Here is a 25,524-nt window from a genome sequence, read left to right as displayed (position 1 = left end):
ACACACTCCCAACAGGGGAAGCCATCGAGTGCAGCACACTCGCAGTCAGAATGGGCAGGAGATAGATGCGAAGCGGTAAACGTAGCCTTCCCAAATATGCTGGATGAGGACCCCGGAAATTGGCCGAAATCCATCCTGCGAAGCTCGTCTCCTCCTGTGATGACTAGGCTATCAATCTCGACACGGACAAGCACACAAATCTAGAATTCGCAGAAAATCCCTTCACGCCGGGCGACTACGTCATCAAACCGGATTACGACGACCCAAATCTGGCGGTGGTCGTGACGGCGAGCGACGACGATGACTGGGATGTCCGTATCGCGTTTTGCCACCAGCTCGAAGAGGAACTCGGTGACGATGCGTACGTGCCTCCAGCAGATCTCCAGTCAACGTATGATGAGGGCGATATAACATCGTACTCGTACAACTTTGCCGAACTAAGCTTTGAGCACCAATACTAAACGAGGCTAAACAGAAAAAGTCAGGCGACGTCACGAATATGCGCCTTCACAGATTGATAGAGGCTATCGAAGTCCTCGAAATCGTCCACCGTGACATGCCACCGATCCGAAACGGCCGCTATCATCGCGCTGTCAACGTTTCGTTCACCGAGGAAGAGAACCTCCTCTTTGAGTTCTTGATCCGAAAGATGCTCGCAGACAGATCCCGTTTCGATTCCGACACCTAAGTTGTCACCCATTGCAGGGGCGATGAAGACCGTCGCCACGGACGCTTTCGTGTATTCAATACTCTGCGTTGCCGCGTCCATCTCTCCGAGTGAGATTTGCGGATCCGTCGCGAGAAATGCGTTCACACCCCGTTCTTCACGGAGTTTTCGCTTGATACCGATGAGCAACCAAAGTGCTTCATCATGGTCGAATTCTTCATCACTGTCCTGTAAGTGGTACAGAGCTTCGTCGAGGGTCTTTCGTGACGTCGCTGCACGATCAGATGGAGGAGGTGATTGATATGGTGGGTGAGATTTGTATGGGCCCATGAGGTAGACGAGAAGACGTGGTTTTGAGACGTCCTTTCGGCCGATATACGGACTCTTCTCGAGTGCTTCGATGAGTCGGTCTTCCATTACTATCTGTGGATACTCTCGAATAATAAACGCCCGGATATGTGGATTGTAGGCACCGAGGCGACCCGCTACACCGGAGTAAAAACATTTAATGTGGTCGCTCTCGAAGTACCAACTGTAATGGAAACCCCGAAGCCCACACCGATGACCGATGGCGGCTCCCTGGAGCGAGTGGACCGTCCAGACAAAGAGGATGGCAACGGGTTTGATCTTGACGTTGAGTTGCCCGAAGACAGTATCTTCGACATTGAGGACTACCTCAAGATGTACGAGGTTGCGTCCAAGCCCAAGCAATTCAAGATCCTCACTGCGCTTGCTGAGAGCAATGAACTGAGTACGAGCGAACTCTCGATGGTACTTGGCGAAGCAGATAACGCGCTGCACTATCCGCTCCGCACGCTCAAGGACGTTGCCCTCATCCGAAATCGACGTGACCCAAACACCGGGACGAAAGAAACGTACTCGTACTACGAGCTCACGGACATGGGCCGTACCGTCTTAACGGAAGGAATCCGAGAGGGAGTCAAAATCCTCGCCCGTGAAGAATCCGCACTCGAAGACAAGTACAGCAAGTGAGCTCGCTTTTTCTCGACGCTTCGTCAACAACCATTTCGCGTGCACGGAGTGCTTTCTTCTGGTTGAAAATGCAGATCATGCGAAAGTGAGCACGAGAGGAGATTACGTGGTTAGCGAGTAGGAACGTCGACGCCATGTGGATTGTCGAGGGAGTCACCAGTGAGTGGGATGTCCCAGTATTTCTCTGCGTCAACGTCTGCGATGGACCCGTCAGCCATCGCTTCGAATGTTGCCATGAAACCGACGGTCGTCGCCTGAATCATCTGTCCGATGCCTTGCTGACCTCGGTCATCAGTCTGCCCGGTCACTTCGTAGAGAAGCCCTGCCGCGTCTGTCTGCGGACAGACCGTATCGAGATACGATCCCCACAGCGGATAGTACCCGTATCGAGTAATACTGTCGAAGATGCTATCGCCACGTTCGGCGAGTGCGTTTTCAATGAGCACGTTCAGCTGGAGCGACCGTTCGCTCGTTTCTGCATCGATAAACGGGTCGACGATCTGCTCAACCGGTGCGTCGGGATCGTTGAATGGAGATCGATTACGATATACTGGGCCATATGCGGGCATCACGCTCATGATGGTCTGTTTCGGTGGTTGATTCCCGTCACCGGAGCCCGGATAGAGATATCGACCCTGATGGTGGTGAGTAATAGCGTAATCTGGATCGGCACGGAGTGCGGAGGCAGCAACTGCGCGCACCTCGGGTGTGAGCATCAGCCCGCTACTCTGGAGCGTGTATCCTTCGTATTCCACATCGTAGTACCGCTCTTGGAACCACGACGCCGTCTGGTCGTCGATGGCGTCAGCGTTGAGCGAGATGTTGAAATCACGGTTCATGTCGTAGCCTGGCGGCGCATCGTCGGGAACGGCGTAGTGGTAATACGGTTCGTACTTCGAGTCACCTGGTTGCCACGCTTGGGTGTTCGTCCGGCGGCCGATCCATTCCTCTCTCCCGTCGTCGTCGATATCGTACTCGAACATCGCCCCGTCTGGGTTCACCCGAGGGATGATGGTGAACGTGAGTCCGTCGAGTAATCGCTCGATTTGTCTGGAGTTGCCGAGCGCGAGTTCGCGAATCAACTTGAGGGTAACTTCCGTCCCGACCGGCTCGTCACCGTGAATCTGGTTGATGAGGTGAACGCTTGTAGTGCCATCACCGACGGTCACTTCCCAGAGCGGATCGCCACGGCCAGCTGATCGTCCGATTTCTGTGAGCGTAATGCGGTCGCTCTGCTGGTCGATCTTCTTCAGTTCACCTGTGAGCTCTTCGTTCGAATGGAAGGCGTTGAGATTGTACGCCTGCTCATTGCCCGGCCACGGCCCTCCTGGCCGGTAGTCTCCACGGCGGTCATCAGCACTGTTTCCGATTACAGTGCCGGACGAAACGAGGCCACCGAGTACAATGCCCGTTGCTTCCAGATAGGTGCGTCGACGCATATCATTGGATATATCACCCATAGCAATAAAATATTTACGCTAAGTTAATAGAAAATTACTGTTGTTTAGTGATACACTGTAGCTCCTCTGGTGTCCAAGCTTGGGGTGGTGATGGGTGTGACGTGCTGACTTCACAGGAAGCTCTGTGAAACCATTTAATGTGAGTCGAACCAAGCCCCGGTATGTATCGTGTTACGCTCGACCTTTGGCAGGACGACTACCCGCTCGCACGAGCGTCTGCCGACCACGAAGTGACATTTACCACTCCATACTGGAACTACTCGCCGAAATCCCACCAGTGGGAGCTGTGGGGTGAGTCCTCTTCAGAGGATCAATCCAAGCTGGAGGCTGGTATTCGGGTGCTCAGGGATACCGAGGCGATGCAGCACTTCGAGTTGAAACGAGAACACGACTCCCATTCGACCCTCCAGGTAGGGTTCGATGAGACGGATGCAATCGATACAATCACCGCTCATGGTGAAGCCGTAGTCGGTCCACTCACTTACTCTCATGGCCGAGAACACATATTCAGTCGATGAACCGCAAGCGAATCTTAGCAACTGCTCCACTTCTCGCTGCGGTATTGTGGGGCGGGATGTACGTCGTCAGCAAGTGGGGGTTCAGTGAGATTCCTCCCCTTACGTTAGCGTTTCTTCGGGTCGTGATCGGTGCGATCGTCCTCTATCTGGGTGTTCGTCTGACGACACCGAACCGTTCGTTTTCTCGTCGGGAGTGGCGGCGATTCGCTACGCTAGCGGTCTGGCTCACAGCAGCGCTCACGACACAGTTCGTCGGCACGGATCTGACGAACGCGAGTCAAGGGTCTTTGCTTACTGTCTTGACCCCCGTGTTCATGGTTGGACTCGGAGTGACAACGCTCGGGGAACACCTCACACGAGGGAAGATTGTTGGGATAGGTCTCGCGTCTGTTGGGACGCTCGTCGTCCTCTTAGGCCAGTACGACGTGAGTACGCTTACGAACGGGAACCTCCTCGGTGTCGGCCTCCTGCTGTTTTCGGCGTTCAGTTTTGCTGCCTTCTCCGCGTTCGGGAAGCCGCTCATTGAACGCTACTCCGCACTCGAAACGGCCACGTACGCGACTGTCCTGTCGGTCCCGTTGTTCGGAGCGCTAGTTCCGCTCGAACTGCATATGCATCCGACCGCCTTGCGTTCAGTTTCAATAACGTTTCCCGTTATCGGTGCGGTTCTCTATCTCGGACTCCTGAGTACTGCGGCAGCGTGGTATTGCTGGTACAAGGGGATGGAGTACGCAGATGCAAGTACGGTCGCCGTATACTTCTTTGCTCAACCGCTTGTCGGGATTGTGCTCGGGTCCGTACTCCTTGGAGAGAGCACTGGTATCAGCATTTTCGGTGGGGGTGCACTTCTCGTTCTGGGTGTCTTCCTCGTGAATAGAGCGGGCTAGTCGCCTAGTGAGAGCCTTTGTAGGGAGAAGTAACTCATCCAATCTGTTGGGAGGATTGACTGAGTCGCGCGCTATATCCTGCACCGGCTCAACGAGTTGCCGAGCTTTTGTCACAAACGGTGTGTATGTCGACGTGTATTAGCCAGGTTAGCGGCGGCTGACATCCCCTATAAAATCGTGTCGGTCACTCACTCATACGATGTGAGCGGACTCCTGACCGAGCGCCAACGGGAGTTCATTTCTGAAGCGGTTGAACGCGGCTACTACGACAGTCCTCGTGGCTGTACGCTCGTCGAACTTGCAGAAACGTTCGGGGTCAATCAATCGGCGGCTAGTGGCGTTCTGCATCGGGCTGAAGGCCGGATTATCAAGGAGTTCATCTCCTAGGCTGCAGAGGGAGACGAATCAAGGGAGTCGGGAGTGAAGTCAATCTCTACCCATACTAACGTGACATCAACGATTTCTCGCCAATCCAAGCGATTATTTCGCTCCTCTGGGCGACGGGGTGGGTCTGAGGGATGACTGTGTGGCTTTATTCTAGCTTGTCGGCATCCCCAGATGCTGCTAAAGGTTCTAATAGAGCAGAACTCCTAGGAGTGACTGATATGGGGATGCTGCGTCTCGATCATGTGGGTGTTGTCGTCGATGACCTTGACGCCGTGGCCGCGTTCTTTCTCGCCCTGGGATTCGAGCGCGAGGGCGGGGCACTGGTCGAGGGCGAGTCTGTGGACAAGATCAACGGGCTCGACGGCGTCCGAGCGGAGGTGGTGATGGTGCGAGCGCCGGACGGCAGCGGCAAGCTCGAACTCGTCAAGTACTATGCGCCGGCCGACAACGAGGGCGCCCACCCCTTGCCGGCGAACCGGCTGGGCTTCCGGCACATCGCCATCGAGGTCGATGACCTCAACACGATCGTCGACGGACTGCGAGACAACGGCTTTGACACGGTCGGCGAGGTCGGCGATTTTGAGGACACCTATCGGCTCTGCTATGTCCGCGGTCCTGAAGGATTGATCGTCGAGCTCGCCGAGCAGATAGCCTCCGAGGGGGCGAGCTAGGCGACCATACGGCTCTCCGACTCCCATATCTGGTCGCGACGAGCGGCGATATCAGAATCTCCAAGAATGGGCCATCGACGAACCCCGCATCCTGGGCGAGGAACTGCTGGTCATCACGTCCGAGTACACGAATTTCGAGGACACTCGAGACCGATTGAATATCCTCGCGCTCGATCCTTTGCGTAGGTTGGTCTTTGGGCACCGCCCTCGATGCGTGAGTACTGCTATCACGATAGCGCTGCGGTGGTTGGCACTCCGTGGCCGATGCTGGCACTATCGTGAATCGAACCGCAACAATGCGATGACAGGCGAAGGGGAAAGCGGGTGCAACATGTGCTTTCTCCTTCCGACAACCTTCCCGCCAATATAACGGTTGATAGCATAGCTAATAGAGATTACTGCCACGAATTGGAGCATTGTATATTTATTCTTTTTATTACTATGGTTCTCGATTACTCACAGTACGAGTGGTACCTTAGTCATCTGGGAGTGTCCATTCAGCAGCGACGGCCACGCATCAGTCAGGTGTGAGTCCGATGCCGTCGGCCAGTAATTCGTGGGAGCGGAGCGCGTCCTCGTGGTCGGCGACCGCGTGCTGGATCATGACTTCGTCGACGCCCACACGGTCAGCGAGTTGCTCCAAGACATCGGCGAGCGTGTCGGGACTGCCGGAAATCGCTCGCGGCCACTCGTCGGGATTCTCGATGTGTTGCTCCGTTCCAAGGGCACTGTCGGCGGCCGGCGAGAGTTTGACGACAGAGTGATCCAAATCCGGCCACGGAGATTGCGAGTGTTAATGATTTGACTAGCAGCAGTTTCTCACGTGTCCATTCGTGACTGACGCCTCGGCGAAGACGGGAGAGATGCGGCTCCCATCGATAAGAACGATGATCCATAGGATGGGACGTACGGAGCTGTGAGACGAGTACTATGCTGATTTGCTTCCATCAAGCGCATACACCGTCCCATTGACGCCGACGAACGCGACGCTACCAGCGGTAGCCACGCCCGCGAACTCGCCGCCGGGTGCGAACGCCCAGCGCTCCTCGCCGGTTTCTGGGTTAAGCGCCCACAAGCGTCGGTCGGTGCTTGCGAAAATCGTTCGTGAGGCGCCAACGTCGACATATCCTTCGACATTTGGCGTGAACGACCACTGTCGCTCACCGGAGACGGGATCGACTGCATGAACTCCCGCACCAGCGACGTAGAGTTGCTCACTGGTTCGTTCGACACTCGGATAGAACTGATCGCTGTCAACCGAAAGCGTCCACCGCGTCGTTCCATCCAACGGGCTGAGTGCGTGCAAGCGGCCGTCGAAGTCACCAACGAACACCGTTTCATCCATCGCCGCTCGTGGCGTCGTCAGCTTGGAGATACCGACGTCGAAGTCCCGGCGCCAGAGTTCGCTTCCATCAGCCAGTTTGAGCGCCCGGACTGAGTTGTCTGACTCGACGAAGACTCGCTCAGCGCGGTTGTCGTAGCCGACGCTCTCGGCAGTGGCTTGCCAGCGTTCATCGCCATTGGTGGAGTCGAAGGCACTCACACGACGAGACGTTTTGATGAGCAAGGTATCACGGCGGTGGGTGTTCCCGTGGTGGGAAATATCGCCTGTTTCGGTTCGCCAGCGTTCATCGCCAGTAGTGGCGTCGAGTGCGTACACGTGCTCACCGCTCTCGGCAAGCTGATCGTCACGCTGGCCGACGAAGACAGTCTTCTCGGTGGTCACAATCGGAAAGAGGAACCGGCGGTCGTCGATATCGAATTGCCAGGCACGATCACCGGTGTCGGGTGTAACAGCGTGAATCTCGAACGCAGTGCCGTGAAGACTCTCCTGCCCAGTCGCGAAGATGAGTCGCGGTGCCGCTTCGGTACCGGTGTATCGGGGTGCAGTCTGAATTGGGTTCGAGAGGTCGACGCGCCACTGCTCGTGTCCCTTCTGCAGGGAGAGTGCGTGGAGTGCGTGGGCGTCGGTCGATACATCGTCGGGATCGGTACTACCGACGAAGAGTGCGGGCGTCTGTGGGCCCCCGCCGAGCGACAGCAACGCGAGCTCACGATTTGGTATCTCCCGGCTCCAGTGTGCGAATGTAGGGGCGTCACCAGATTCTGACTTGGGTGACGTTGATGTGGATCCGGTGGACGTGTTCGTTCCATTCACAGTCGAGGAATCAGTCCCTGAGCGCAGACCGATACAGCCAGTGGTAACAGCGAGAGTAGTTGTGAGGAACGTTCGTCGGGGTGAGGGCATTCTACATACCGTGTATATCTTAACTGCTAAGTATTTGTTGCTGAATGAATTCGGTCAATTACTGAGCGGCGGTGGTCAGACGCCAATATGGGAGGGGTAAACCGTTTGAATTTGATGGATTGGTCAAAATTCGCAGGACGTTGGTCTCCAATACCTCCGCTAAGGGAAACTATGATCCAGAATGCAACGGAAGGGGGGTATACTCGCCAACGCATGATGGTACGCCCACTGAGGCTATCCTTAGAGTCATTGAAAAAGCGAGCTGCATCGGATCGTTCGTGGCTCCTTCAGCGATTTCGCCCATCTATGAGGGTACGTTTGGCACACCAGTCTCATTGTCCCCGACCAGATGCTTTTGAGCAACGTCAGTGACGTCCGGCCCACGAATCATAATCAATGTAACGCGTTCAGATCGGCCGAGAGACGGTTTTGACTATGGAACTCCGGTCGAGCCACGTTCATAATCGGTCTGCTTTCCCGCAAGGAGAGCTGTAATCTGGGTCTGAAAATGCGACGAGGAACGAAAACGGAGAGTCTATGGATGACTGCCTGGTCAGCAGGACATGGTGGCCGATGACCACTACGCAGTCTCCCGATTGGATTCGAGTGCCCAGTAGCCACATCGAGATCTCATAATCACCTAAAACCAGCAGACGGTGACCGATTATGAAGATTCACACGGGGGTTCGAGCCCATGGTGCAAGCCCTTCGACGGCCTGCTGGCAAACCCAGCGGGCCACGAACTCGGGCATTCTGAGCTTCGCAGTCGATTCCACTCGAGTGCGGTTGCATTCCTAGGTAGGTTTCGCGTGAAAACTATTTTCTCTCCTTACGGGGGTTCAGACCGATTATGAACCATCGATGGTGGCGTAGTAACAGCGCAGAGGTTTTCTCGCAACTCCTCGTCTCCTCACTCCGATTATGGATTGATATCGTCATCGACGCAAGATGAGCGGGCTTCGATGAGAACAATCGAAGACGAGGTGTCCATCAAAAGGCGTTCAACCATCCCGATGGGTTCTGTGAGAGACTACTTGCGCATTTCGGACAATAGCAATCCGATCACAGCCGTGATTTATGCGGCTGCATACCGATTACAGTGTCATGACCGACCACCATCTCGGTGAATCAGCCATCTCGTGGGCCGGGAAAACCGCACCCGAAATCACGAAACTTGCATCAGAACGTGGGTCGATTCTCGTCGTGCCGATCGGAAGCCTCGAACAGCACGGCGAACATCTCCCAGTTGCCACCGACACGATCCTGGTTGATGCCATCGTCACAGAAAGTGCAAACCGAGTCGCCGACGACCTCCCTATACTCGTGACACCACCGGTCTGGACTGGATACTCACCCCACCACTTACCATTCGGTGGAACCGTCACCCTCGACAACGAGACGCTTCGTCAAGTCCTCACGGAGATCGCTGATTCGGCGCTGGAAAACCGCTTCGACGCGCTCCTACTGGTCAACGGTCACGGCGGGAATGCATCGCTCGTGGATGACGTGACCAGTGCTATCGGCGTCGCACATCCAGACCACGAAATCCTCAGTCTGACGTACTTCGAACTCGCCACATCGTTCGTCGACGACATCCGCGAGAGCGATACTGGAGGAATGGCGCATGGAGGCGAGTTCGAAACATCGCTTCTCATGCATCTCCACCCCGACCTCGTTCGCGAAGACCGCATCGAAGGCGAGTATCCCGACGAACCATACGAACACGCTTCGGTCGACTTGGTGGAAAGCGACCCACTGTCTGTCTATCGGCCGTTCAATGCGTACTCATCGTCGGGCGCAATCGGTGACCCCGGATTAGCGAGTGCAGACAAAGGAGAGCGGCTTTTCGACCACCTCTGTGATACGCTCGGAGATATCCTCCAGGAGATCCACGAGCAGACGACCGGCGAAACGTGACTCGCCAACCGGAATGAGCTATTCCACCCCATTCTCCCGGTCGAGCGGTGACGCGGCATTTTCGTGATCGACGGCGATCGTCTTTACCTGCGAGAGCTGTTCGAGCGAGTACTTGCCTCCGATTCGACCATGGCCACTGTTTTTGCCACTGTACCCGCCGAACGGCGTGTGGATCTCCCAGTATGCACTGCTGTCGTTGACGTTGACGATGCCCGTCTCGACACGCTCAGCGAAGTAGTACATCAGTTCGATGTTGCTGGTGAACACACTCGACGTGAGTCCCAGGTCGATTCCGTTGGCGATTGCGATCGCTTCGTCGTAGCTACTGAACGTGATGATCGGCGCAATCGGCCCGAACGACTCCTCCCAGTTCACCGTCATCTCGGTCGTGACGTCGTCGAGAACCGTCGGCTGGTAGTAACGATCCGTCGGCAAATCGTCTGCACGTCCACCCCCTGTGACGACCGTCGCACCCTGTTCGGTCGCGTCTTCGATGTGGCGATCCATCTTGTCGGCAACACCATCGTTGTTGAGCGGGCCGAGATCTGTTTCCTCGGCCGTTGGATCGCCGAGTGTCAACTGCTGTGCGTGGTCGGCGAGGCGGTCGACGAATTCGTCGTGAACATCCTCGTGGACGAGGATGCGCTCGCTCGCGGAACAGATCTGGCCAGCATTGCTGAAACACCCGAACGATGTACTTTCGACCGCCGCGTCGAGGTTGGCGTCATCGAGGATGATGACGGGGCCATTCCCCCCGAGTTCGAGAAGCGTCGGCTTCGTTCCAGCGTCCCGTGCAATCGCTTCGCCCGTCTCAGGGCTGCCCGTGAATCCGATCACATCGGTGCCGTCATTGACGACGAGTTCGTTTCCGACGACCGGCCCTTCACCAGTGACGAGATTGAGTGCGCCATCAGGCAGTGACGTCTCCGCGAACACCTCCAACAGTTTGGTCGCAACGACCGACGTGGTCGGCGCTGGCACCCAGACGATACTATTGCCAGCGGCAAGGCCAGGTGCGAGATACTCCGCCGGGATGTTCAACGGGAAGTTCCACGGTGTGATGACGCCGAGGACACCGTGTGGTTTGCGGATGGTGTAGATGTGTTTCCCGGCGTCTTCCGACGGGATTACCTCTGTTTCGTCCCGCTTGACATCCTCAGCCGCATTCCGGAACTCCTTCGCACACAGATCGACCTCCACTCTCGCCTCGGAGAGTGGCTTTCCCTGATCTTTCGTCAGCCATTCGGCGAGAAAATCACGGTTCGATTCGATGGCGTCGGCAAGTTCGTGACAGAGTTCGGCGCGCTCGAACGCCGTCATGAACTCGAGGTCTGACGTGACTTCTCGTGCCGCATCGATCGCTCGTTGAGCGTCCGCTCTCGTCCCGGCGGGCATTTCGCCGAGGGCGTCCCCCGTCGCCGGATTCGTGACCGTGTACGTCTCGCCACTTTCGCTTACTGTCGGTTCCCCAGCGATGTACATCGCAAACGTCGATCCGTCTCCCAGTTCGGTCGATGATACGCTCCCCCCATCAGTCATGATGCGTGTTACCATCACCCGTTGTCAGATATAAGCCCTGTGGAGAACCGAACTACAATCCAGGGCAAACCTACGATGACGGTTTCCCGCTCGTAAGCATGTCCGTCACCGTCTCTTTGTCAGTCTGGTCCGGATCGACCGTCGCTACCAGTTGCCCACGATACATCACGGCGATGCGGTCTGCGAGGTTGAACACGTCTTCTAAGTTATGACTCACGACGATTTGCGTGTGCCCTTCATCCTTCAATCGATGCATCGTTTCATGAACCAACTCGGTACCTGCGACGGAGAGGGCACTCGTCGGTTCGTCGAGAATGAGGACTTCCGGGTCGAACAAGAGCGACCGCCCCACTGCGACGAGTTGGCGCTGGCCACCGGAGAGAAACGCCACCTCCGTGGTCGGACGGATATCCTGCTGGAGAAACTCCAGAATCTCGGTCGTATTCTCGTACGTCTGGTTCCAGTCGATGACGTCGAACGGGCCGACGTCGAGTCGCTTCGGAAACTTCCCCATATGGATGTTCGTGGCAATGTCGAGGTCGTCCATCAATGCCAGATCCTGATAGACGGTCTCGATACCCCGCTCGCGAGCCTCACTCGGGTTCGAAAACTGTACCGGCTCGCCGTCGAAGATGACACGACCGGCGGTCGGCCGGTGGACGCCAGAAAGCATGTTCATCAGCGTCGACTTTCCCGCGCCGTTGTCCCCAACGAGCGCGAGGATTTCGTTCTCGTAAACCGGCAGGGTCACGTCTTCGACGGCGATTACCCGTCCGAACTGTTTGGTGACGTCCTCGAAGCGGGCTTTCTCGGGTCGGTCGTCTCGCTCGTCCGTTGCAGTCGTCTCGAGGCTATCGTCCGTAGTCACGTGGTTCCACCTGCCGTGAAAGGATTCGTTCACGCAGCCGCCGCCGCGAGCTGTACAACAAAATCGCACCGAAGAGGACGAGGCCGTTTACCAGCGTCACCTGTTCGGGCGGGGTGCCGCTGATATTGAGCGCAGCCTGAATCACACCGAGGAGTAGGACACCACCGAGTGCACCAGTGACCTTGCCGCGACCACCGAAGAGGCTGACCCCACCGATGACGGCAGCAGCGAATGCCGGGAAGACGAGTTCGTCACCGATGGTCGGCGGGACGACACTGATGAAGCCGGTGAGCATCAACCCACCAGCAGCGGAGAGTACGCCACTGATGCCGTACACCGCGATTATCATCCATTCGGTGTTGATACCGACTGCACGCGCGGCTTCCTTGTCACTCCCGACCGCGTAGATCGCTTGCCCGAACGTGGTGTATTTCATCACGAACCCGACGAGGACGAACGTGAGGACGAGGAGACCGACCGATATCTCGGGAGAATTCCCGATTTCGACGTACCCCTCGGGCAAGCCGGTGACGGTAATCGTACTCAGGCTCAGCTTTGCGCCTTGCAGAATGATCAGGAACGCGAGCGTCTGGAGGAATGGATTGATACCCACCTTCCCAACCATTACACCGTTAACGAGACCGACGGCCAGCCCGATCGCAAGAATAACGAGAACACCAACGAGCGGATCGGAGACGAGGGCCCACTTGTTCGCCGAGACGATGAGTCCTGCCAGCATCGCGGAGAACCCGGCGATCGACCCGACGGACAGGTCGAAGTGGCCGGAGATGAGACAGACCGCTTCAGCGAGTGCGACGAAGCCGAGTCCGACTGATCCGTGGAGGATAAACTCGAACGACCGCAGATTCGTAAACGTCCGCGGAACGACCAGCCAGATCGCCAGCGACATCACCAGCAATATCGGCCAAATCATGTTCTCGAGCACCCGCAGCAGGAACTCGTCGATATCCACCGAGCGTCTAACGACGTTGATCGTACTCATGGGAATGAATGTCCGAAGGGGAAGGGGTCGTCACTAAATGGACGCGTCTGGTCCCCAGATGTTCCCCCACAGATATGGCGCGTCGGCGTTTTCTTCGGTGATTTCGACGTGACTCGTCACGAACTGGCGGTGGTTCATCGCTTGACCAACGTTTGCCGGTGACCAGATCGGTGCCTGCCACAGTTCGACACCTCGATGCTGAGCAGGTTCGATGGTGATCGTCTGCCCGCCACCGCCGTTCGTGGTCGTTGTCGTCGTTGTGGTCGTTGTGGTTTGGTTGCCCGTTCCAGTCACTGGCTCTTTCGTCGACGTCACGGTCGAGCCCTGCGACGGAAGTGCCGATTCACCCTGGTTGACGTAGCGTTCGAGATACGCCAGTGCAAGTGGGCCGTAGAAGTAATTCGGCTGGTCGACGGCCCCATCGATGAATCCCTCCATAATCATCTCGTGGGTATTCTGTGACCCATCGAGTTGCGTCATCACGATGTGCCCATCCTGTCCACGAGGCACGGCTAAGTCCATCTCCTGGAGCGCCGAAAGGGCGCCAAGACTCATCAGGAAGTTCGCCGAGTAGATCGCGTCCGGTGGTTGGTTGGCGTTGATCCACTCCCGCGTGCGCTGTTTGGACGTTTCCCGCACCCAGTCACCGACGATCGTCCCGGCGACAGTGACGTCATCTGTTTGGTCGACAAGGTTCACGAACGGTTCGTGTCGGAGGCGAGCGATATCGCGGCCTGGTGGTGCGCGCACTTCGAGCACTTGATATTGATCTTGATCCGGCTTCTGTTGTCGGAGATTCTCGACCAACATCTCACCAGCGCGGCGTGTCGCGGCTTCGTCATCCCACGAGAAGTGCATCTTGTCTGCACCCGTCGCAGCGTCGATATCGACCGTAAACACTGGGACGCCAGCATCGGTCGCTTCCTCGACAACTGACCCGATCGCCTGCGAGTTGAACGGAATCAGGACGATGCCGTCGAAATTCTGGTTGACCATCTGGCGGATGTCAGAAATCTGTTTCTGACTCTCGCCGCCGGTGGTGAACAGGTTGTAGTTGAACCCCTGGTCTTCCGCGTAGAATCGTGTCGCTTCGACAACCGCGGTCACCCACGCTCCAGACGTGAAGTGTGTCGAGAGACCGACTTTAAGCGGGCCATCCTGTCTCGCGTACCCCGACAGCCCCGCCATTCCCAGAGCGGTCGCACCACCAACGCCTTTCAGGTACGAGCGTCGGTCGAGATACGACCTCTCTTTGTTTTGTGACACCATGCAAGACTGAACTACCGCCTATGGAATGTTAATAGTTAACTATTATCACACAGCCGTCCATGGAGTAGTTCAAAGAATCTTCACTATAATATTCTTTTCATCAACTTAATTTCCGCAGGGCTGAATCGGGGAGTCCCGCAGTATATCGAAAGTTTGAGTCCATGAAACCATGTCATTCGGACATCGTAATGACAAAATAGAAATATATCTAATACTAAGATCCTCACCTCATATGAGGCGCGGATGCTGGCGCGAGCGTGTGACCAAGCCAGTTGAAGGTGATCGAGTTCTTGTACAGCGCCTTGCTCCTCACAGACGTTCAAGGAGAACTTCTACGGCATTACACAAAGTCGAGAAGAAAGCCCACGACTTTAGTCGTGGGAGGAAGTCAACCCCGAAGTCGAATCATCCTCGACAAGACTGTTATCACTTTTTGGGGCGGTTCTGCCGATAGTCCAGCGCGATGAGCCCTGCACGGGCCTGAATCGCGACGAGTTTCCAGATAGGAATCGTCTCGTACTCAAGTTCGGTGTGCAGTTCTCCGATTCGTTCGTGGAACACATCCTCAAGTGCCCGTTTTGTTTCAATAAGCGTCGTGTGGGTATCCATCTCCGCGCTCATCGCGGCGTGGTCGATGCACCGCAATAACATTCCGACGTATACCAACAGGTCGTACTGTCGGAGATAGCGTTCGTCAACACATTGTGCGACGGTCGCCGGTTCGTCCGTCTCCGCGACTGACTCCGCCCACTCGACCTTTGCTTCGTACTCGTCTTCGAAATAGGTGGCGACGCCTGTCACTTCCCGGGCCATCGGCGTATCCTGTAGCAAATCACCGATGGACTCGACTGCACGCTTCATCGCCTCGATGAGCGGTCGTCGATGCTGGACTCCCTCACGGATGACATCCTCACGGGACCGCTCCAGTTTGGTCAGATCCTGAATCTGTGGGTCGTAGAAGTATGGTAATTCGACGATGAACTCAACGACGTCGTCGTTGAACCTGCTGGCGTAATCGTAGGCGTTGCCGCCGAGCAGCACCTCACCGGGCTCGACATCGTCGCTATCCTGTACTCCGTCGAGTTGGTCTACGAAGGTCGGGAGGTGAATGATGGCGTCCCCGAACGTCTCGTCATTGAATCGCTCTGGTTCACCCCGGTCAAGCGGAACATCGTATTCCCCAGGGAGCGACAAGAGCACGTCATGAAGTGGTTCGAGTGGTTCGGACAGAACGTAGTAGCATCCCCCGAACGCGGTGTTGTGGAAGCTGTAGATAAACTCGGGGCGGTGAGTTTCGATCAACTCTGTCAGTGCTTGTGTCGCTGGAATCGAATCGTCGAACGCGTATCCTTCGTGCGTGACTGGAAACGTTGCTTCCACCTGTAGATCTGGCGGTGGTCGATAGAAGTTCTGTGCATAGTTCGAGAGTGTGAACGGGCCGTCGAACCACCCCTCATTCAGTCGGACGCCGTCCGGGTCGGCGATCGGCACACAGACGAACTTGTAGTCGAGCGACTCCCGTAGTTCGTCGTTCGTCGCGAGTTCGTGGATGAGGAAGTCGATCGTCATCGAGCCAATCGGCTCATTGGGATGGGGCGCACCGAACAGGAGTGCACTCCGGTCACCGTCGCCTACAGTCACCGCCCAGAGCGTCTCGCTGTCTTTGCTTTCGCCTAGTTCATCGTACGTGACATGACCGTGGTTGGCTGCGAGTGCCCGATCGCGATTACGGTGTTCGGTGACCGTGAAAAACGACTCGTAGCGGGGAACGGCATCGTCGAGAAAGTCGAATGTGCGCACCGGGGGTGACGGAGAGCCGACCATGTATTACTACATTCTATCTCCCGAGTGATTATAATAGATGCTCCGGCTGATAACGGAGCAATACAGTGAGACATTCTACACGGGGAGAAGTGAGTTCATCCCTGCTAACCACATCCTCTACATGCAGCACGCCGTTTGTGACAGTTGCTCGGCAGTTCGCTGAGCCACTGCAAGATACACGCTCTCTATTCAGCACGCGATTCCTATCACTCGTTGAGGGTTTTAACAGGGCCACTAGTTTCAGAGTATCGAAGTCCACTCGTATTCTCATCCTAATCTGGGTCAGGATGCAACCATATAAGACGAACGAGCGGGTAGTGGAGACACAGTTTCTATGCATTCGCGTCGCGCGTACCTCAAATCAGTTGTAACCGCAGGCGCAGGAGGTGCTGTTGGTTTTGCGGGTTGTACGACTCACATAGAACAGAACCAAACGAGAACAGCTACGCAGAAGGCGAAAGATGAATCCGCGTCGCTCGATATTCAACATTCTTGGACTACAAACATCGAAAAAGATGCGAGTAAAGCCCTCTTCGATGGCTTTCGAAAATCCTCGCCGGACATAACGATCACCGAACGAACTGTCGGTGGTCGGGCTGGCGGTGATTTGGAAACGACGATTAAAAAACGGATCATCGATGACAACCCTCCGAGCACATGGCAAGCATGGGCAGGAAAGAACCTTCAAACGTACGTCGAAGCAGGAGCGCTTACCACCATCGACGATAGCTTCTGGGATGGAGAGACGAAGTGGGATTCCTTTTCGCCCATCTCGAAGCAACTGTCGAAAGTCGATGGATCGTTTGTCGCCATCCCGCTGAGTATTCACCGCCTCAACAATCTCTATTACAACATCGATATTCTAGAGGACTTGGACATCGATCCGGAATCGATAGACGATCCACACGCGCTCTTGAACGAGGTAGAAACGGTTCATGAGGAGAGCGAAGCGGAGGGACTGGTTCATGCGACGAAACACATCTGGCCGACGATCGAGTTGTGGGAGTCGGTACTGCTAGGCAAATACGGCGTAGACACCCACCAGTCCATCGCGAATGGGAACATCCGGTCGAAGGAAGCGGCGGTGAGAGATGCACTCGAACTCGTCGACCAGTTTCACGAATACTCGCCTCGAGCGCTCTCCCCGATCAACTGGCACAACGCAGCGAATCAGTTTCGAAACGGAAACATTGCATTCTTCCAGCAGGGTGATTGGGCAGCGGCAGAGTTCATCAACGACGATGAGTTCGTTTTCGGAACGGACTGGGACTACATGGAATTCCCCGGGACAGAAGATCAGTATCTCCTGAGTATGGACCTGCTCCCGTTTCCGAAAAACAACCCATCCGCCGAAATCACCTCTCGATTTTTACAGTACGTCGGTTCAGCCGAAACGCAAAAACGATTCGCGCAGAAGCGAGGCGCTATTCCGCCGCGAAAAGACGTACCACGAGCCGCATTCTCCCCCTTTTTCCGTCGCCAGATAACTCAGTTTCGGCGCGTAGAAACACAACTGCCATCCATAGCACATGGACTGGCGATCGCTCCGGAACCACGAACGAAACTGACGAACGCGATGAAAGAATTCACGTCGACGTGGGATGTCGACCAAACAGCTGGCAAGATTGTGGAAATATACGACTGAATAGTATCGGCGTTCATCTCATCCTCCGTTCGGGATTGACGTGTTGGTCGTTCGCTTGAAGATGATAACTCCTCGATTTTGGTGAACGGCGTGGTATTCACTGGATCGACGAAGTTCCGTAATGAATGATTGTCGTTGGTCGTACTTGCGACCGTAAACTGTGTACGTTCCCTTTGGGACGTAGATGTAGTCTGGAGTGGTAGTGGTAAGCGCGATATTTTTGTTCAGTTCTTCGACGGTCGTGACTGTGGAAATTCGTTGGTACGCCGTGTATTGCCACTCGTAGGCTACAGGGCTACGCTCCCATTCGACACCCCAGGGACCGACGACGTTCGTCCGATTTGTTATATACGGGAACCATTCGGCGGCATCGCCGATGACGATAAACTCTGCGGACTGGTCGACGTTTCGCTGTGTCCATTGCATCGCCGAATGATCGTGTTCGTCGATGAACGAGGGCATCGAGTTACTCCCTTCGTACTCGTTAATCGCGCCAGAGACGTACAACGTCGAGATATTTGCTCCAAGGATCGAGAGAACCAATAGCACCGCAATGAGTGTATGTTGCCGTGTTAGAACCGGTTCTATCCGTCGTGTGATCCATGGCACAGCTCCATCGAGTACAAAGATAGTCGTCACCAGCGACCCGATCACGAAAATGAATCGAGTTTCACCAGTAATCGCACCAACGAGGAGAAGCCAGACTGGGAGGAAGCTTCGGCGCTTGACGAGTAGATACACGATGCCAGCGACCGGGATCACATACCACAGTGAAAGAAGGAGTACACCATAGAGGTTCGGCGATGGCGATGCTGTCGCAGTAGACTGTGGATTCATGAGAATGATGTCGACCACGACACCGAGTCCTCCGCCGAGCCCACCATGTGTACTCGACGCTGAGACGAGATTCTCGAAGCTGTAGATCGAGATGATCCTTCCCCACCAAGGGACGGTCAGAATGAATCCGCTGATACCAACCATCGCAGCATATGAGAACCCCCGAACCGTCCGAGCGTACATCATGGTAAATACAGCGATGCTCAGACCGAGAAAGACGGTATATTCTGGATGAGTGAGTGCAGTCAGGGTAAACCATACAATCGTGGGAACAACCCATCGCAACGACGTCGTTTTGAAAAGCCGCAAAGCGGTGTACACTCCGGCGAGCGAAAAGAAGAAGGCTGGTGCACGAATGATACCACCGGCAGAGAAGTGCCACCGGGCAAATGCAGGCGTCACCGCAAAGATGAAACTCGCCATACCCGCTCGTTGAGGGGATCGTAGCAACTCATTGCTGAGCAGGTAGAACGGGACCAAACTCGCGATTGTGATCACTCCAGGGAGGTAGCGAGTCAATGTGAACAGATCAACGCTGAATATATCATAGAGTACGGCAAGACAGTAGAACATCAACGGCGGGTACGCGAACGGAACACCATTCGCTGTGTACTGGGGTACTACTCGAGGAAATTGATATCCATGTTTGGCGATTTGTTCAGCCATCGAGAGAAATAAGCCGCCACCAAAGGCCGGATACTGATGTGTTGCTAAATAGCTGGCATATGTGAGCCCTGCGATGAAAAGAGCAGGCGTGAGCCAGAGATACTTCAGCACCCACTGTCTCGCATGGCCGTATTCGAAATCAGTGGTAAATAATTCAGTTTGCATTTGAAGAGGTATGAGGTGAACCAGTTTGCAATACACCACGGAACCATCTTCTAAGTTGTGGGAATTCCTGAAGACGATGAGTTGGAGATTCTCATCTGCATGGGCAGGATCGAGTAGGGTGAGAAAGTTCACAGTGAACCGCCTCGGCCTGTTCAGCCTGTCGACCACACCATTTCAACCAGCATCTGCGTATGCTCTTTCGGACAGAATCACGGTTCGTATCGAACGTGCTGAACCCACTCGATTCAACCCCCGTCAGCGAACGCTGTCTAGCGACATCGACTGCCAGTAGTAACTACTCAACTACTCGTCTTGCCATGCGTTCTCGCAATCCTCACTACAAAAGTGGTGGATCTGAATCGATCCATCGGCTTCTCGATCTTTGGTGATGGGGTGCCAGTCGCTCGTATCGATCGACGTTCCACAGTGGTCACAGGTTTTGCCCAGCGTATCGCGTTGGTTGTTCGACGCTGAAGGTGGCGTCTCCCGGTCATCGTTCCCATGGGCTAACCTCCCGGCGAGGGTCTCGACGGCCACTCGACGGCAGTAGATGTGCAGCACTCGCTGCACTTCACATACCCGAGATTGCTTATGGGATAGGTTTGGCACTCTACGTATAGCGATCATTACCTCACATCACGTCTCGAGCGTCAGTTGTCGGCCTTTCATTGTTCGCCTCCGGTATTACAGTGACTATGCCGGGATCTCTGATGATGACACGACAGTCTGCCATCAAAAATCGGATCTCCATGGAGGTCGGTGGGTATTCATCCGATTGGCGAAACATGCTGTTCAATGCATCAGGATCAACGACGTCATAGAGTGGATCCATGTCGAGTGGATCGACACCCTTTGCTTCTGCCACCGCAGCAATCACCGTCTTACTCGGTCGTCCATTTCGACATACTTTCGTAACCGATTCAGGTGCGGTCTCAGTCATCGAATTCACAACTAAATCGATGGGAAGAGAGTGGAAAGGGCCTCTTCCAACAATAGTAGGGTACTGGAATTTTCGACCCTACATATGTTGGTCAAGTTGTCCGGCAGTAGGTGAGATGCCGTCGAAAATCATCGCATACAGTTTTTGTTCTGCTATCCGAAGATGCCCGTTGAACGTAGACTGAGTAATATCAAGCATCTCAGCGACCTCTTTGCCAGTTTGTTCGCGCGGCCACTCGAAATAGCCACTCAGATACGCCGTTTGCAGAACCTCACATTGTCGGTCGGTAAGATCTTCCGTCAACGCCGTCTCAAATGCCTGTCCTGACCGAGTTTCCCGTTCCCTGTTGCGCCGTGCGATTAGCTCTGTGTCAAGATTGGTTGTCTCCAGGCGTTCGATAAACGTCCGGACGTTACTTGACTGCGGGAGTTCGACCACGACCCGGGTTTCAGTGTCTGTGATTTGAATAGTTCGAGGAATCACACTGGACTGGGCAAGAGTTGTCGGAATTGTCGAGCCAGAAACCGTAATTTCGAATCGGCTCTCGTCAGCATCGTCACCCTCTTCGTTTAGGTGGGTTACACGCTCAATACGCATCGACTCTTCTGCACACGCTCGGACAGTGTCAGCTGTAACGTCGCTTGCGGTGACGAAGACACGAACTTGATTTTCCGACTGGGGCACAATCCCCTGGAACTCAAGCTGACCGCCGGTTTCGGCTGCGAGCTGAACCAGCGGGTCGTCCGCCTCGTAAATTGCCACCTCAAGTTCGACGATGTTATCGGTAAACAAGGCCCGTCTCGTCTCAACAGCGTTCATTGCATTCGCGATGGTATCCCCAAGTTCGCCCAAGACCTCTCGAGATAGCGGATCCAACACCTCAGACTCGGCGGCATACACCGTTAACACACCGTAGTGGACTTCATTGTGCTGGAGCGGGATTGCAATGGCCGACTGGAAGTTACGCGCGAGGGCCGCTTTACGCCATGTAGAGCCTCGCAGGTCGGCTGCTACGTTCGACACGAGTGTCACTTCCCCAGTTGCTGCTGTCGTCACAGCTGGGTCGCTATCATCAGCATCGGTCGCCAGAGAAATCTCATCGAGATACCCTTGGCCAGTGCCGGCCCACGTTCGTGGCGTAAGCGCCCCATCTGCCGCATCGCTTATCCAGGCGAAGGCGAACCGCTCATCCTGAGTGAGGAGTTCACAGACCGCCTGTTCGATCGCATCTTGTGTCGTCGCTTCGATGAGCACCTGGTCGATCTCACGGATGATATCGTTCATCCGGTTGAGGCTTTCGAGATGACGGTTTTGCTCAGCGAGTTCGTTCTCTTGTTCGCGAAGGGATTCCTCGCGTTCGATTCGGTCAAGCGTGGCCTGTGCTGTCGCCGCTAGGTGATCCGCCAATCGAAGAGTCTGGTACTCAATCCCCCCGATTTCTTCCGAGACGATGAAAAATACCCCGTGATCACTGAGCGGAATCCATACTCCACTTCGTATGGGCGTGTCGCGACGGTACGTGTCTTCGGTTTCGAGTATATTGTCATGTGTAATCGTCTCCTCGGCAATGAACGATCTCCACGTTATCGACAAGTTTTCGGGACTGAACGTAGGTAGCTCACCGAGGATATTTTCCATGTAATCGGTGGTTGCGGCTGGCTGGAGGCTGTAGTCATCGTCGTCAAATAAATAGAAAGCGACGCCGTTGAGGTTCAACATATCCGTCGCAGTATTGACTGTACGTTGACTCACCTCAAGCTTCGATTCAGCCTGAATGAGATCGCGGCTCGCCCCGTGGAGGCTCGTAAGCGTCCGCTCGAACTGTTTCCGGTCGGTAATGTCGGAAACTGCGCCAAGTAACCGTTGCGGAGTTCCGTCTTCAGCGAACTCGTAGCGACCTCTGGAAACGACCCAGACTGTATCGCCATCGGTATTCTCGACTCGGAATTCTGCGTTGAACGTATCTCCTTCTTCCATCGTGTGTTGGAGTGCTTCCTCGACAAATTCCGATTCATCGTCGTGAATCGCGGAAAGGAAAACATCAATGGAAGCGCCTTGTGCATCGTCTGGAGCAAGGCCGAACATCTCGGCGACCGATGCGTCCACAAACACCTCATCTTCTTGTACATCCCACAGGTATGTGCCGACCGAACCCGCCTCCGTCGCGATTTCTAACCGTTCTTCCCCCTTGCGGAGCCGTTGTTCTTTCTGTGTCCTGTCACCGGATGACTCGGCATGTTCAATTGCATACGCGATGGTCGTGCCCAATTCTCTAAGTGATTCTCGTTCGGTTACGGTAAATCCCTCAGGGCGATCAGCGGTCAGATGAAGCACGCCATATAGCGTGTTCTCACAGACGAGTGGCACGATGACCAGGGACTGATAGCCATGATCTTGTGCATGATGATGCAAGTCTGTATCGGGTGGATTGTCGAGTAGTCGTTGTTTGACTTGGATTTTCCGCGTACACACTGCTGCGCTTGTTATCTGCTGACGGGTAGTCTCTGCCGAGAGGGGAATTTCGTCGAGAGACCCCGCTGGTATCCCGGCTGAGGCTATCGGTGTCACCGTTTCGCGGCCTGAATTGTAACGGCTCACCCAGGCGAATGTATACAATTCCGAGGCGATGAACTGCTCGCAGATCCGTTGTCGCAGTTCATTTTTTGTGCCAGTAGGAATGAGCGCCCGAGCGACTTTATTTTCCATTCTGGATAATGTAGAATAGTTGTCTGCATTCATGTTGATCTCCCAAGAATAAGGGGCGTCCTACTCAAGAGTCTCTCGATTTGGCGAGTTTGAAAGGGCATCGTCAACCGTGACTGTTGTCTTTGCTGCTGGTCTGTCCACTCGGAGTGATGTGTCATAGCTAGTCCAACCCCAACGAGTCCCATAGGATTTGTGTCCAACGAATTCGTCTAAGAAATCGGATGTTCGATTACCGAGCGACTAGTTTAGTCGCTGGCAATCTGCTGCTCGTCGAATCGTTCACCGGCTTGCGAAAGTTCGTCGAGTGCGGATTCCTCTTCTCGAAGCGTCTCCTCTAAGAGGTCAGCGGCCTCGTCGTAGCCAAGCTTGCCAGCTAATGACGTTACGTTCCCATAAGCAGCAATCTCGTAGTGTTCGGTCTTCTGTCCGGCGGCGATGTTGTAGCGGTCAAGTATGTCACCGTCGTTCTCTCGGGCGAACTGTTCGTGCTCATCGATGAGCGCATCAACGACCTGTTCGTCCTTGGTCTGTGGCTCTTCGCCAATCTGCTCGAACACTTTTTCGAGCCGGTCGACGTGTCTCTGCGTTTCCTCGCGGTGCTCCGAGAACGCCTGACTGGCGGTTTCGTCGGTCGTCTGGTCGGCAAGTGTCTCTAACGCATCGACTAGTTGCTGTTCGGTGTAGTACAGTTCTTGCAGTCCATCAACGAGCAGTTGCTCTGTCGATTCAGTAGTCATGATTGTTCCCGTTTACTGAGTTGGTCGTCGGGACAATGAGTAGCGAGGCTACATGGGCAGGCTGATTAAGTCGGGGGCGAGAAGTTGACATCCTCCGCACGACTGAAGTCGTGGGATTCCCCGCGCTTGGGGTCGGGCGTTCCGACACCAACGGAGGCAACTTTCCGACCTCGGTGGTCGGTCTCGGTTTGTAGGTGATGCGTCGGGGCGGTGGGCGCGTGGCGACGCCAGCCCATACGGACTACCCTGCTAACACCCTACAGGCCGTGCCATCGGCCCGACTCGGACTCGCGCCCAAGCCTCACTTGGGCAGGGTTGCTTTTTGGTGACGGAGACCCCAATCCAACTCCAATTTTCCCGAGCGAGTTACGCTAACATCCGACCCCATCCAACCTAAGTATTGCGGTTTTGTCATCGTTGGTCGGATTCATCCCACGACTGAAGTCGTGGGCTTTCTCCTGTACTCGTGTAATTCCGGCAAGAATCAACCCCTTTTATCGTGCCTTACAAAGCTTCTCTGTTGGTATTCGTTGCTAATATTCGATACCGTTCTACCAACAAAGAATTTCAAGCGAAGGGAAGGATGAGAAACCCTTTGACCGTTGTAGACTGCCATTCGATATCGAATTGTCCAACAGACCGAGAATTCCCAAAGCACCACTCAAACCGGCGTAGACCCAAATCTCATCGGTTATCTTTCTCGACGGCGAACGTACTTCCAATGAGTTGCTCCGTGTCTCTCCGGAGTCGTTGGGAGATCGCTGACGTCGAAATGTCAAGTTCTCGGGCGAGTTCGTCCTGTGCAATCCGGCGTGGGATCTCGTAGTACCCTCGTTCGTACGCCATCCGAAGGAGTTGTTTCTGACTCTCGGTCAGGCCCACGACGTCATACTCTTCGCGGTCTGCTGTGTTTGCGAGCTGGTTGACGTGAAACGTCACGTCGTTTATTAGACAGTACTCTCGGAAGGAGACGAGTGCCTCACGGTTCGGTAATTGCATCCGAACGTTCCATTCCCCATTACTACTCTCGACGTCAAGGATTCGTGCGTTGAGGTCGGGATGGCGAGGGGCGATGAGTTTTACGTCTGATATTGGTTCAAGTCGGTAGACTCGTCGACCGTCATACGTCTCGACTAGCACTGGGTCGGCAACGGTGTGGTCGCATTGGAGTTCTCGCTCGAACTTATCAAACGTGTCTCCAACGACGGAGATGAACAGATATCTCGGCGTCGTCGCTGTCATGTATTCGGTTCTGACGGAGTTCTCTGGCGCTGCTTTCAGCGTGGGTGAAAGAAGGAGGTCGGCCCCCGAGAGAGATACCTCCGCAACGATCTCGTGGAGCTGTTGCTCGATAGCTGGCGTGTTGTTATCAGTTGCCGTCGGTGATAGCTCCGTGAGACCGTCGGAGGGTGGCTGTTCAGCGGCATTGTTGGATTCCTCGGCCATCTTTACTATATATAGGTGACGGCTATCGGATGGATGTTTTAGCTAGTCACATAGATAATATTCATTATCCAGTCTACTATAATAAATACATGGATTTTATTTACATAGAATCATAGAGTATTCCTCCGTAC

The 25,524-nt window shown here is 54.9% G+C and carries 22 protein-coding genes and 2 pseudogenes; 8 read left to right on the top strand and 16 right to left on the bottom strand.

What is annotated here, in order from left to right; all coding sequences use genetic code 11:
* Positions 1-69: 69 nt before the first annotated feature.
* A pseudogene (locus ACR3FE_RS21920) lies at positions 70-461 on the top strand (DUF7961 domain-containing protein); the annotation flags it as partial.
* A gap of 20 nt (positions 462-481) precedes the next feature.
* Here ACR3FE_RS21920 and ACR3FE_RS21915 read toward each other — a convergent pair.
* Positions 482-1,084, bottom strand: a complete 603-nt coding sequence (locus ACR3FE_RS21915; RefSeq protein ID WP_458209813.1) for a DUF7509 family protein — start codon at positions 1,082-1,084, stop codon at positions 482-484.
* Positions 1,085-1,204: 120 nt separating this feature from the next.
* Here ACR3FE_RS21915 and ACR3FE_RS21910 point away from each other — a divergent pair, with 120 nt between their 5' ends.
* Positions 1,205-1,660: a helix-turn-helix domain-containing protein gene (locus tag ACR3FE_RS21910; RefSeq protein WP_458209812.1), complete on the top strand. Its 456-nt coding sequence runs from the start codon at positions 1,205-1,207 to the stop codon at positions 1,658-1,660.
* 110 nt (positions 1,661-1,770) lie between these two features.
* On the opposite strand, the gene ACR3FE_RS21905 is transcribed toward ACR3FE_RS21910, so the two are convergent.
* Positions 1,771-3,099, bottom strand: a complete 1,329-nt coding sequence (locus ACR3FE_RS21905) for a M14 family zinc carboxypeptidase (RefSeq protein ID WP_458209811.1) — start codon at positions 3,097-3,099, stop codon at positions 1,771-1,773.
* A 182-nt stretch (positions 3,100-3,281) separates the two neighbouring features.
* Between ACR3FE_RS21905 and ACR3FE_RS21900 the strand changes: the two genes are divergently transcribed.
* From ACR3FE_RS21900 to ACR3FE_RS21885, 4 genes are all read left to right on the top strand, one after another.
* Positions 3,282-3,638: a hypothetical protein gene (locus ACR3FE_RS21900; RefSeq protein WP_458209810.1), complete on the top strand. Its 357-nt coding sequence runs from the start codon at positions 3,282-3,284 to the stop codon at positions 3,636-3,638.
* Positions 3,635-4,525, top strand: a complete 891-nt coding sequence (locus ACR3FE_RS21895; RefSeq protein ID WP_458209809.1) for a DMT family transporter — start codon at positions 3,635-3,637, stop codon at positions 4,523-4,525. The genes ACR3FE_RS21900 and ACR3FE_RS21895 overlap by 4 nt, the downstream gene beginning before the upstream one ends.
* Before the next feature lie 201 nt (positions 4,526-4,726).
* Entirely contained in the window at positions 4,727-4,912 is a 186-nt protein-coding gene (locus ACR3FE_RS21890) for a helix-turn-helix domain-containing protein (protein WP_458209808.1), read from the top strand.
* A gap of 218 nt (positions 4,913-5,130) precedes the next feature.
* Complete coding sequence (locus tag ACR3FE_RS21885; protein ID WP_458209806.1) at positions 5,131-5,583, top strand: VOC family protein; 453 nt, start codon at positions 5,131-5,133, stop codon at positions 5,581-5,583.
* A gap of 517 nt (positions 5,584-6,100) precedes the next feature.
* On the opposite strand, the pseudogene ACR3FE_RS21880 reads toward ACR3FE_RS21885, so the two are convergent.
* Both ACR3FE_RS21880 and ACR3FE_RS21875 read right to left on the bottom strand, forming a co-directional pair.
* A pseudogene (locus ACR3FE_RS21880) lies at positions 6,101-6,277 on the bottom strand (alkane 1-monooxygenase); the annotation flags it as partial.
* Positions 6,278-6,511: 234 nt separating this feature from the next.
* Positions 6,512-7,627 (bottom strand): outer membrane protein assembly factor BamB family protein, encoded by a 1,116-nt coding sequence (locus ACR3FE_RS21875; RefSeq protein WP_458209804.1) that lies wholly within the window; start codon positions 7,625-7,627, stop codon positions 6,512-6,514.
* A gap of 1,308 nt (positions 7,628-8,935) precedes the next feature.
* On the opposite strand from ACR3FE_RS21875, the gene ACR3FE_RS21870 reads away from it, so the two are divergent.
* Positions 8,936-9,748, top strand: coding sequence for a creatininase family protein (locus ACR3FE_RS21870; RefSeq protein WP_458209803.1), 813 nt, complete (start codon positions 8,936-8,938; stop codon positions 9,746-9,748).
* 18 nt (positions 9,749-9,766) lie between these two features.
* Here the strand turns inward: ACR3FE_RS21870 and ACR3FE_RS21865 are convergent, their stop codons facing one another.
* The 5 genes from ACR3FE_RS21865 to ACR3FE_RS21845 form a co-directional block, all read right to left on the bottom strand.
* Positions 9,767-11,287 carry an aldehyde dehydrogenase family protein gene (locus ACR3FE_RS21865; RefSeq protein ID WP_458209802.1) on the bottom strand — a complete coding sequence of 507 codons (1,521 nt, stop codon included), beginning with the start codon at positions 11,285-11,287 and terminating at the stop codon, positions 9,767-9,769.
* 70 nt (positions 11,288-11,357) lie between these two features.
* Positions 11,358-12,155, bottom strand: coding sequence for an ATP-binding cassette domain-containing protein (locus ACR3FE_RS21860; RefSeq protein ID WP_458209800.1), 798 nt, complete (start codon positions 12,153-12,155; stop codon positions 11,358-11,360).
* Entirely contained in the window at positions 12,139-13,158 is a 1,020-nt protein-coding gene (locus ACR3FE_RS21855) for an ABC transporter permease (RefSeq protein WP_458209799.1), read from the bottom strand. Before ACR3FE_RS21855 ends, ACR3FE_RS21860 begins: the two co-directional genes overlap by 17 nt.
* Before the next feature lie 33 nt (positions 13,159-13,191).
* On the bottom strand, positions 13,192-14,427 hold the full coding sequence (locus ACR3FE_RS21850; protein ID WP_458209798.1) for a sugar ABC transporter substrate-binding protein: 1,236 nt from the start codon (positions 14,425-14,427) through the stop codon (positions 13,192-13,194).
* 426 nt (positions 14,428-14,853) lie between these two features.
* Complete coding sequence (locus ACR3FE_RS21845) at positions 14,854-16,227, bottom strand: M14 family zinc carboxypeptidase (RefSeq protein WP_458209797.1); 1,374 nt, start codon at positions 16,225-16,227, stop codon at positions 14,854-14,856.
* A 358-nt stretch (positions 16,228-16,585) separates the two neighbouring features.
* Here ACR3FE_RS21845 and ACR3FE_RS21840 point away from each other — a divergent pair, with 358 nt between their 5' ends.
* Positions 16,586-17,896 (top strand): ABC transporter substrate-binding protein, encoded by a 1,311-nt coding sequence (locus tag ACR3FE_RS21840; protein WP_458209796.1) that lies wholly within the window; start codon positions 16,586-16,588, stop codon positions 17,894-17,896.
* Positions 17,897-17,914: 18 nt separating this feature from the next.
* Here the strand turns inward: ACR3FE_RS21840 and ACR3FE_RS21835 are convergent, their stop codons facing one another.
* The 7 genes from ACR3FE_RS21835 to ACR3FE_RS21805 all read right to left on the bottom strand — a co-directional run bounded on the left by ACR3FE_RS21835 (position 17,915) and on the right by ACR3FE_RS21805 (position 25,393).
* The gene (locus ACR3FE_RS21835) at positions 17,915-19,696 is read right to left on the bottom strand and encodes an ArnT family glycosyltransferase (RefSeq protein ID WP_458209795.1); all 1,782 of its coding nucleotides are present in this window, start codon (positions 19,694-19,696) and stop codon (positions 17,915-17,917) included.
* A 171-nt stretch (positions 19,697-19,867) separates the two neighbouring features.
* Positions 19,868-20,191, bottom strand: coding sequence for a DUF7576 family protein (locus ACR3FE_RS21830; protein ID WP_458209794.1), 324 nt, complete (start codon positions 20,189-20,191; stop codon positions 19,868-19,870).
* A 4-nt stretch (positions 20,192-20,195) separates the two neighbouring features.
* Entirely contained in the window at positions 20,196-20,504 is a 309-nt protein-coding gene (locus ACR3FE_RS21825; protein WP_458209793.1) for a HalOD1 output domain-containing protein, read from the bottom strand.
* A gap of 78 nt (positions 20,505-20,582) precedes the next feature.
* Positions 20,583-23,243, bottom strand: coding sequence for a bacterio-opsin activator domain-containing protein (locus ACR3FE_RS21820; protein ID WP_458209792.1), 2,661 nt, complete (start codon positions 23,241-23,243; stop codon positions 20,583-20,585).
* Between the two features lie 212 nt (positions 23,244-23,455).
* Positions 23,456-23,947: a YciE/YciF ferroxidase family protein gene (locus tag ACR3FE_RS21815; protein WP_458209791.1), complete on the bottom strand. Its 492-nt coding sequence runs from the start codon at positions 23,945-23,947 to the stop codon at positions 23,456-23,458.
* Positions 23,948-24,012: 65 nt separating this feature from the next.
* Entirely contained in the window at positions 24,013-24,183 is a 171-nt protein-coding gene (locus ACR3FE_RS21810; RefSeq protein ID WP_458209790.1) for a hypothetical protein, read from the bottom strand.
* 448 nt (positions 24,184-24,631) lie between these two features.
* A complete protein-coding gene (locus ACR3FE_RS21805) occupies positions 24,632-25,393 on the bottom strand; it encodes a helix-turn-helix domain-containing protein (protein ID WP_458209789.1) in 762 nt (253 codons plus the stop codon).
* Positions 25,394-25,524: the final 131 nt, after the last annotated feature.

The sequence above is a fragment of the Haladaptatus rarus genome (assembly GCF_054177585.1).
The sequence above is the reverse complement of the archived record's forward strand: the minus strand, read 5'-3'. Positions and strand labels throughout refer to the sequence as shown.

Bases quoted from the DNA above. Each gene is read 5' to 3' on its own strand.
- ACR3FE_RS21915 (WP_458209813.1), bottom strand. From the start codon at position 1,084: ATGGAAGACCGACTCATCGAAGCACTCGAGAAGAGTCCGTATATCGGC.
- ACR3FE_RS21910 (WP_458209812.1), top strand. From the start codon at position 1,205: ATGGAAACCCCGAAGCCCACACCGATGACCGATGGCGGCTCCCTGGAG.
- ACR3FE_RS21905 (WP_458209811.1), bottom strand. From the start codon at position 3,099: ATGCGTCGACGCACCTATCTGGAAGCAACGGGCATTGTACTCGGTGGC.
- ACR3FE_RS21900 (WP_458209810.1), top strand. From the start codon at position 3,282: ATGTATCGTGTTACGCTCGACCTTTGGCAGGACGACTACCCGCTCGCA.
- ACR3FE_RS21895 (WP_458209809.1), top strand. From the start codon at position 3,635: ATGAACCGCAAGCGAATCTTAGCAACTGCTCCACTTCTCGCTGCGGTA.
- ACR3FE_RS21885 (WP_458209806.1), top strand. From the start codon at position 5,131: ATGGGGATGCTGCGTCTCGATCATGTGGGTGTTGTCGTCGATGACCTT.
- ACR3FE_RS21870 (WP_458209803.1), top strand. From the start codon at position 8,936: ATGACCGACCACCATCTCGGTGAATCAGCCATCTCGTGGGCCGGGAAA.
- ACR3FE_RS21865 (WP_458209802.1), bottom strand. From the start codon at position 11,287: ATGACTGATGGGGGGAGCGTATCATCGACCGAACTGGGAGACGGATCG.
- ACR3FE_RS21855 (WP_458209799.1), bottom strand. From the start codon at position 13,158: ATGAGTACGATCAACGTCGTTAGACGCTCGGTGGATATCGACGAGTTC.
- ACR3FE_RS21850 (WP_458209798.1), bottom strand. From the start codon at position 14,427: ATGGTGTCACAAAACAAAGAGAGGTCGTATCTCGACCGACGCTCGTAC.
- ACR3FE_RS21840 (WP_458209796.1), top strand. From the start codon at position 16,586: ATGCATTCGCGTCGCGCGTACCTCAAATCAGTTGTAACCGCAGGCGCA.
- ACR3FE_RS21830 (WP_458209794.1), bottom strand. From the start codon at position 20,191: ATGATCGCTATACGTAGAGTGCCAAACCTATCCCATAAGCAATCTCGG.
- ACR3FE_RS21825 (WP_458209793.1), bottom strand. From the start codon at position 20,504: ATGACTGAGACCGCACCTGAATCGGTTACGAAAGTATGTCGAAATGGA.
- ACR3FE_RS21820 (WP_458209792.1), bottom strand. From the start codon at position 23,243: ATGAATGCAGACAACTATTCTACATTATCCAGAATGGAAAATAAAGTC.
- ACR3FE_RS21815 (WP_458209791.1), bottom strand. From the start codon at position 23,947: ATGACTACTGAATCGACAGAGCAACTGCTCGTTGATGGACTGCAAGAA.
- ACR3FE_RS21810 (WP_458209790.1), bottom strand. From the start codon at position 24,183: ATGGGCTGGCGTCGCCACGCGCCCACCGCCCCGACGCATCACCTACAA.
- ACR3FE_RS21805 (WP_458209789.1), bottom strand. From the start codon at position 25,393: ATGGCCGAGGAATCCAACAATGCCGCTGAACAGCCACCCTCCGACGGT.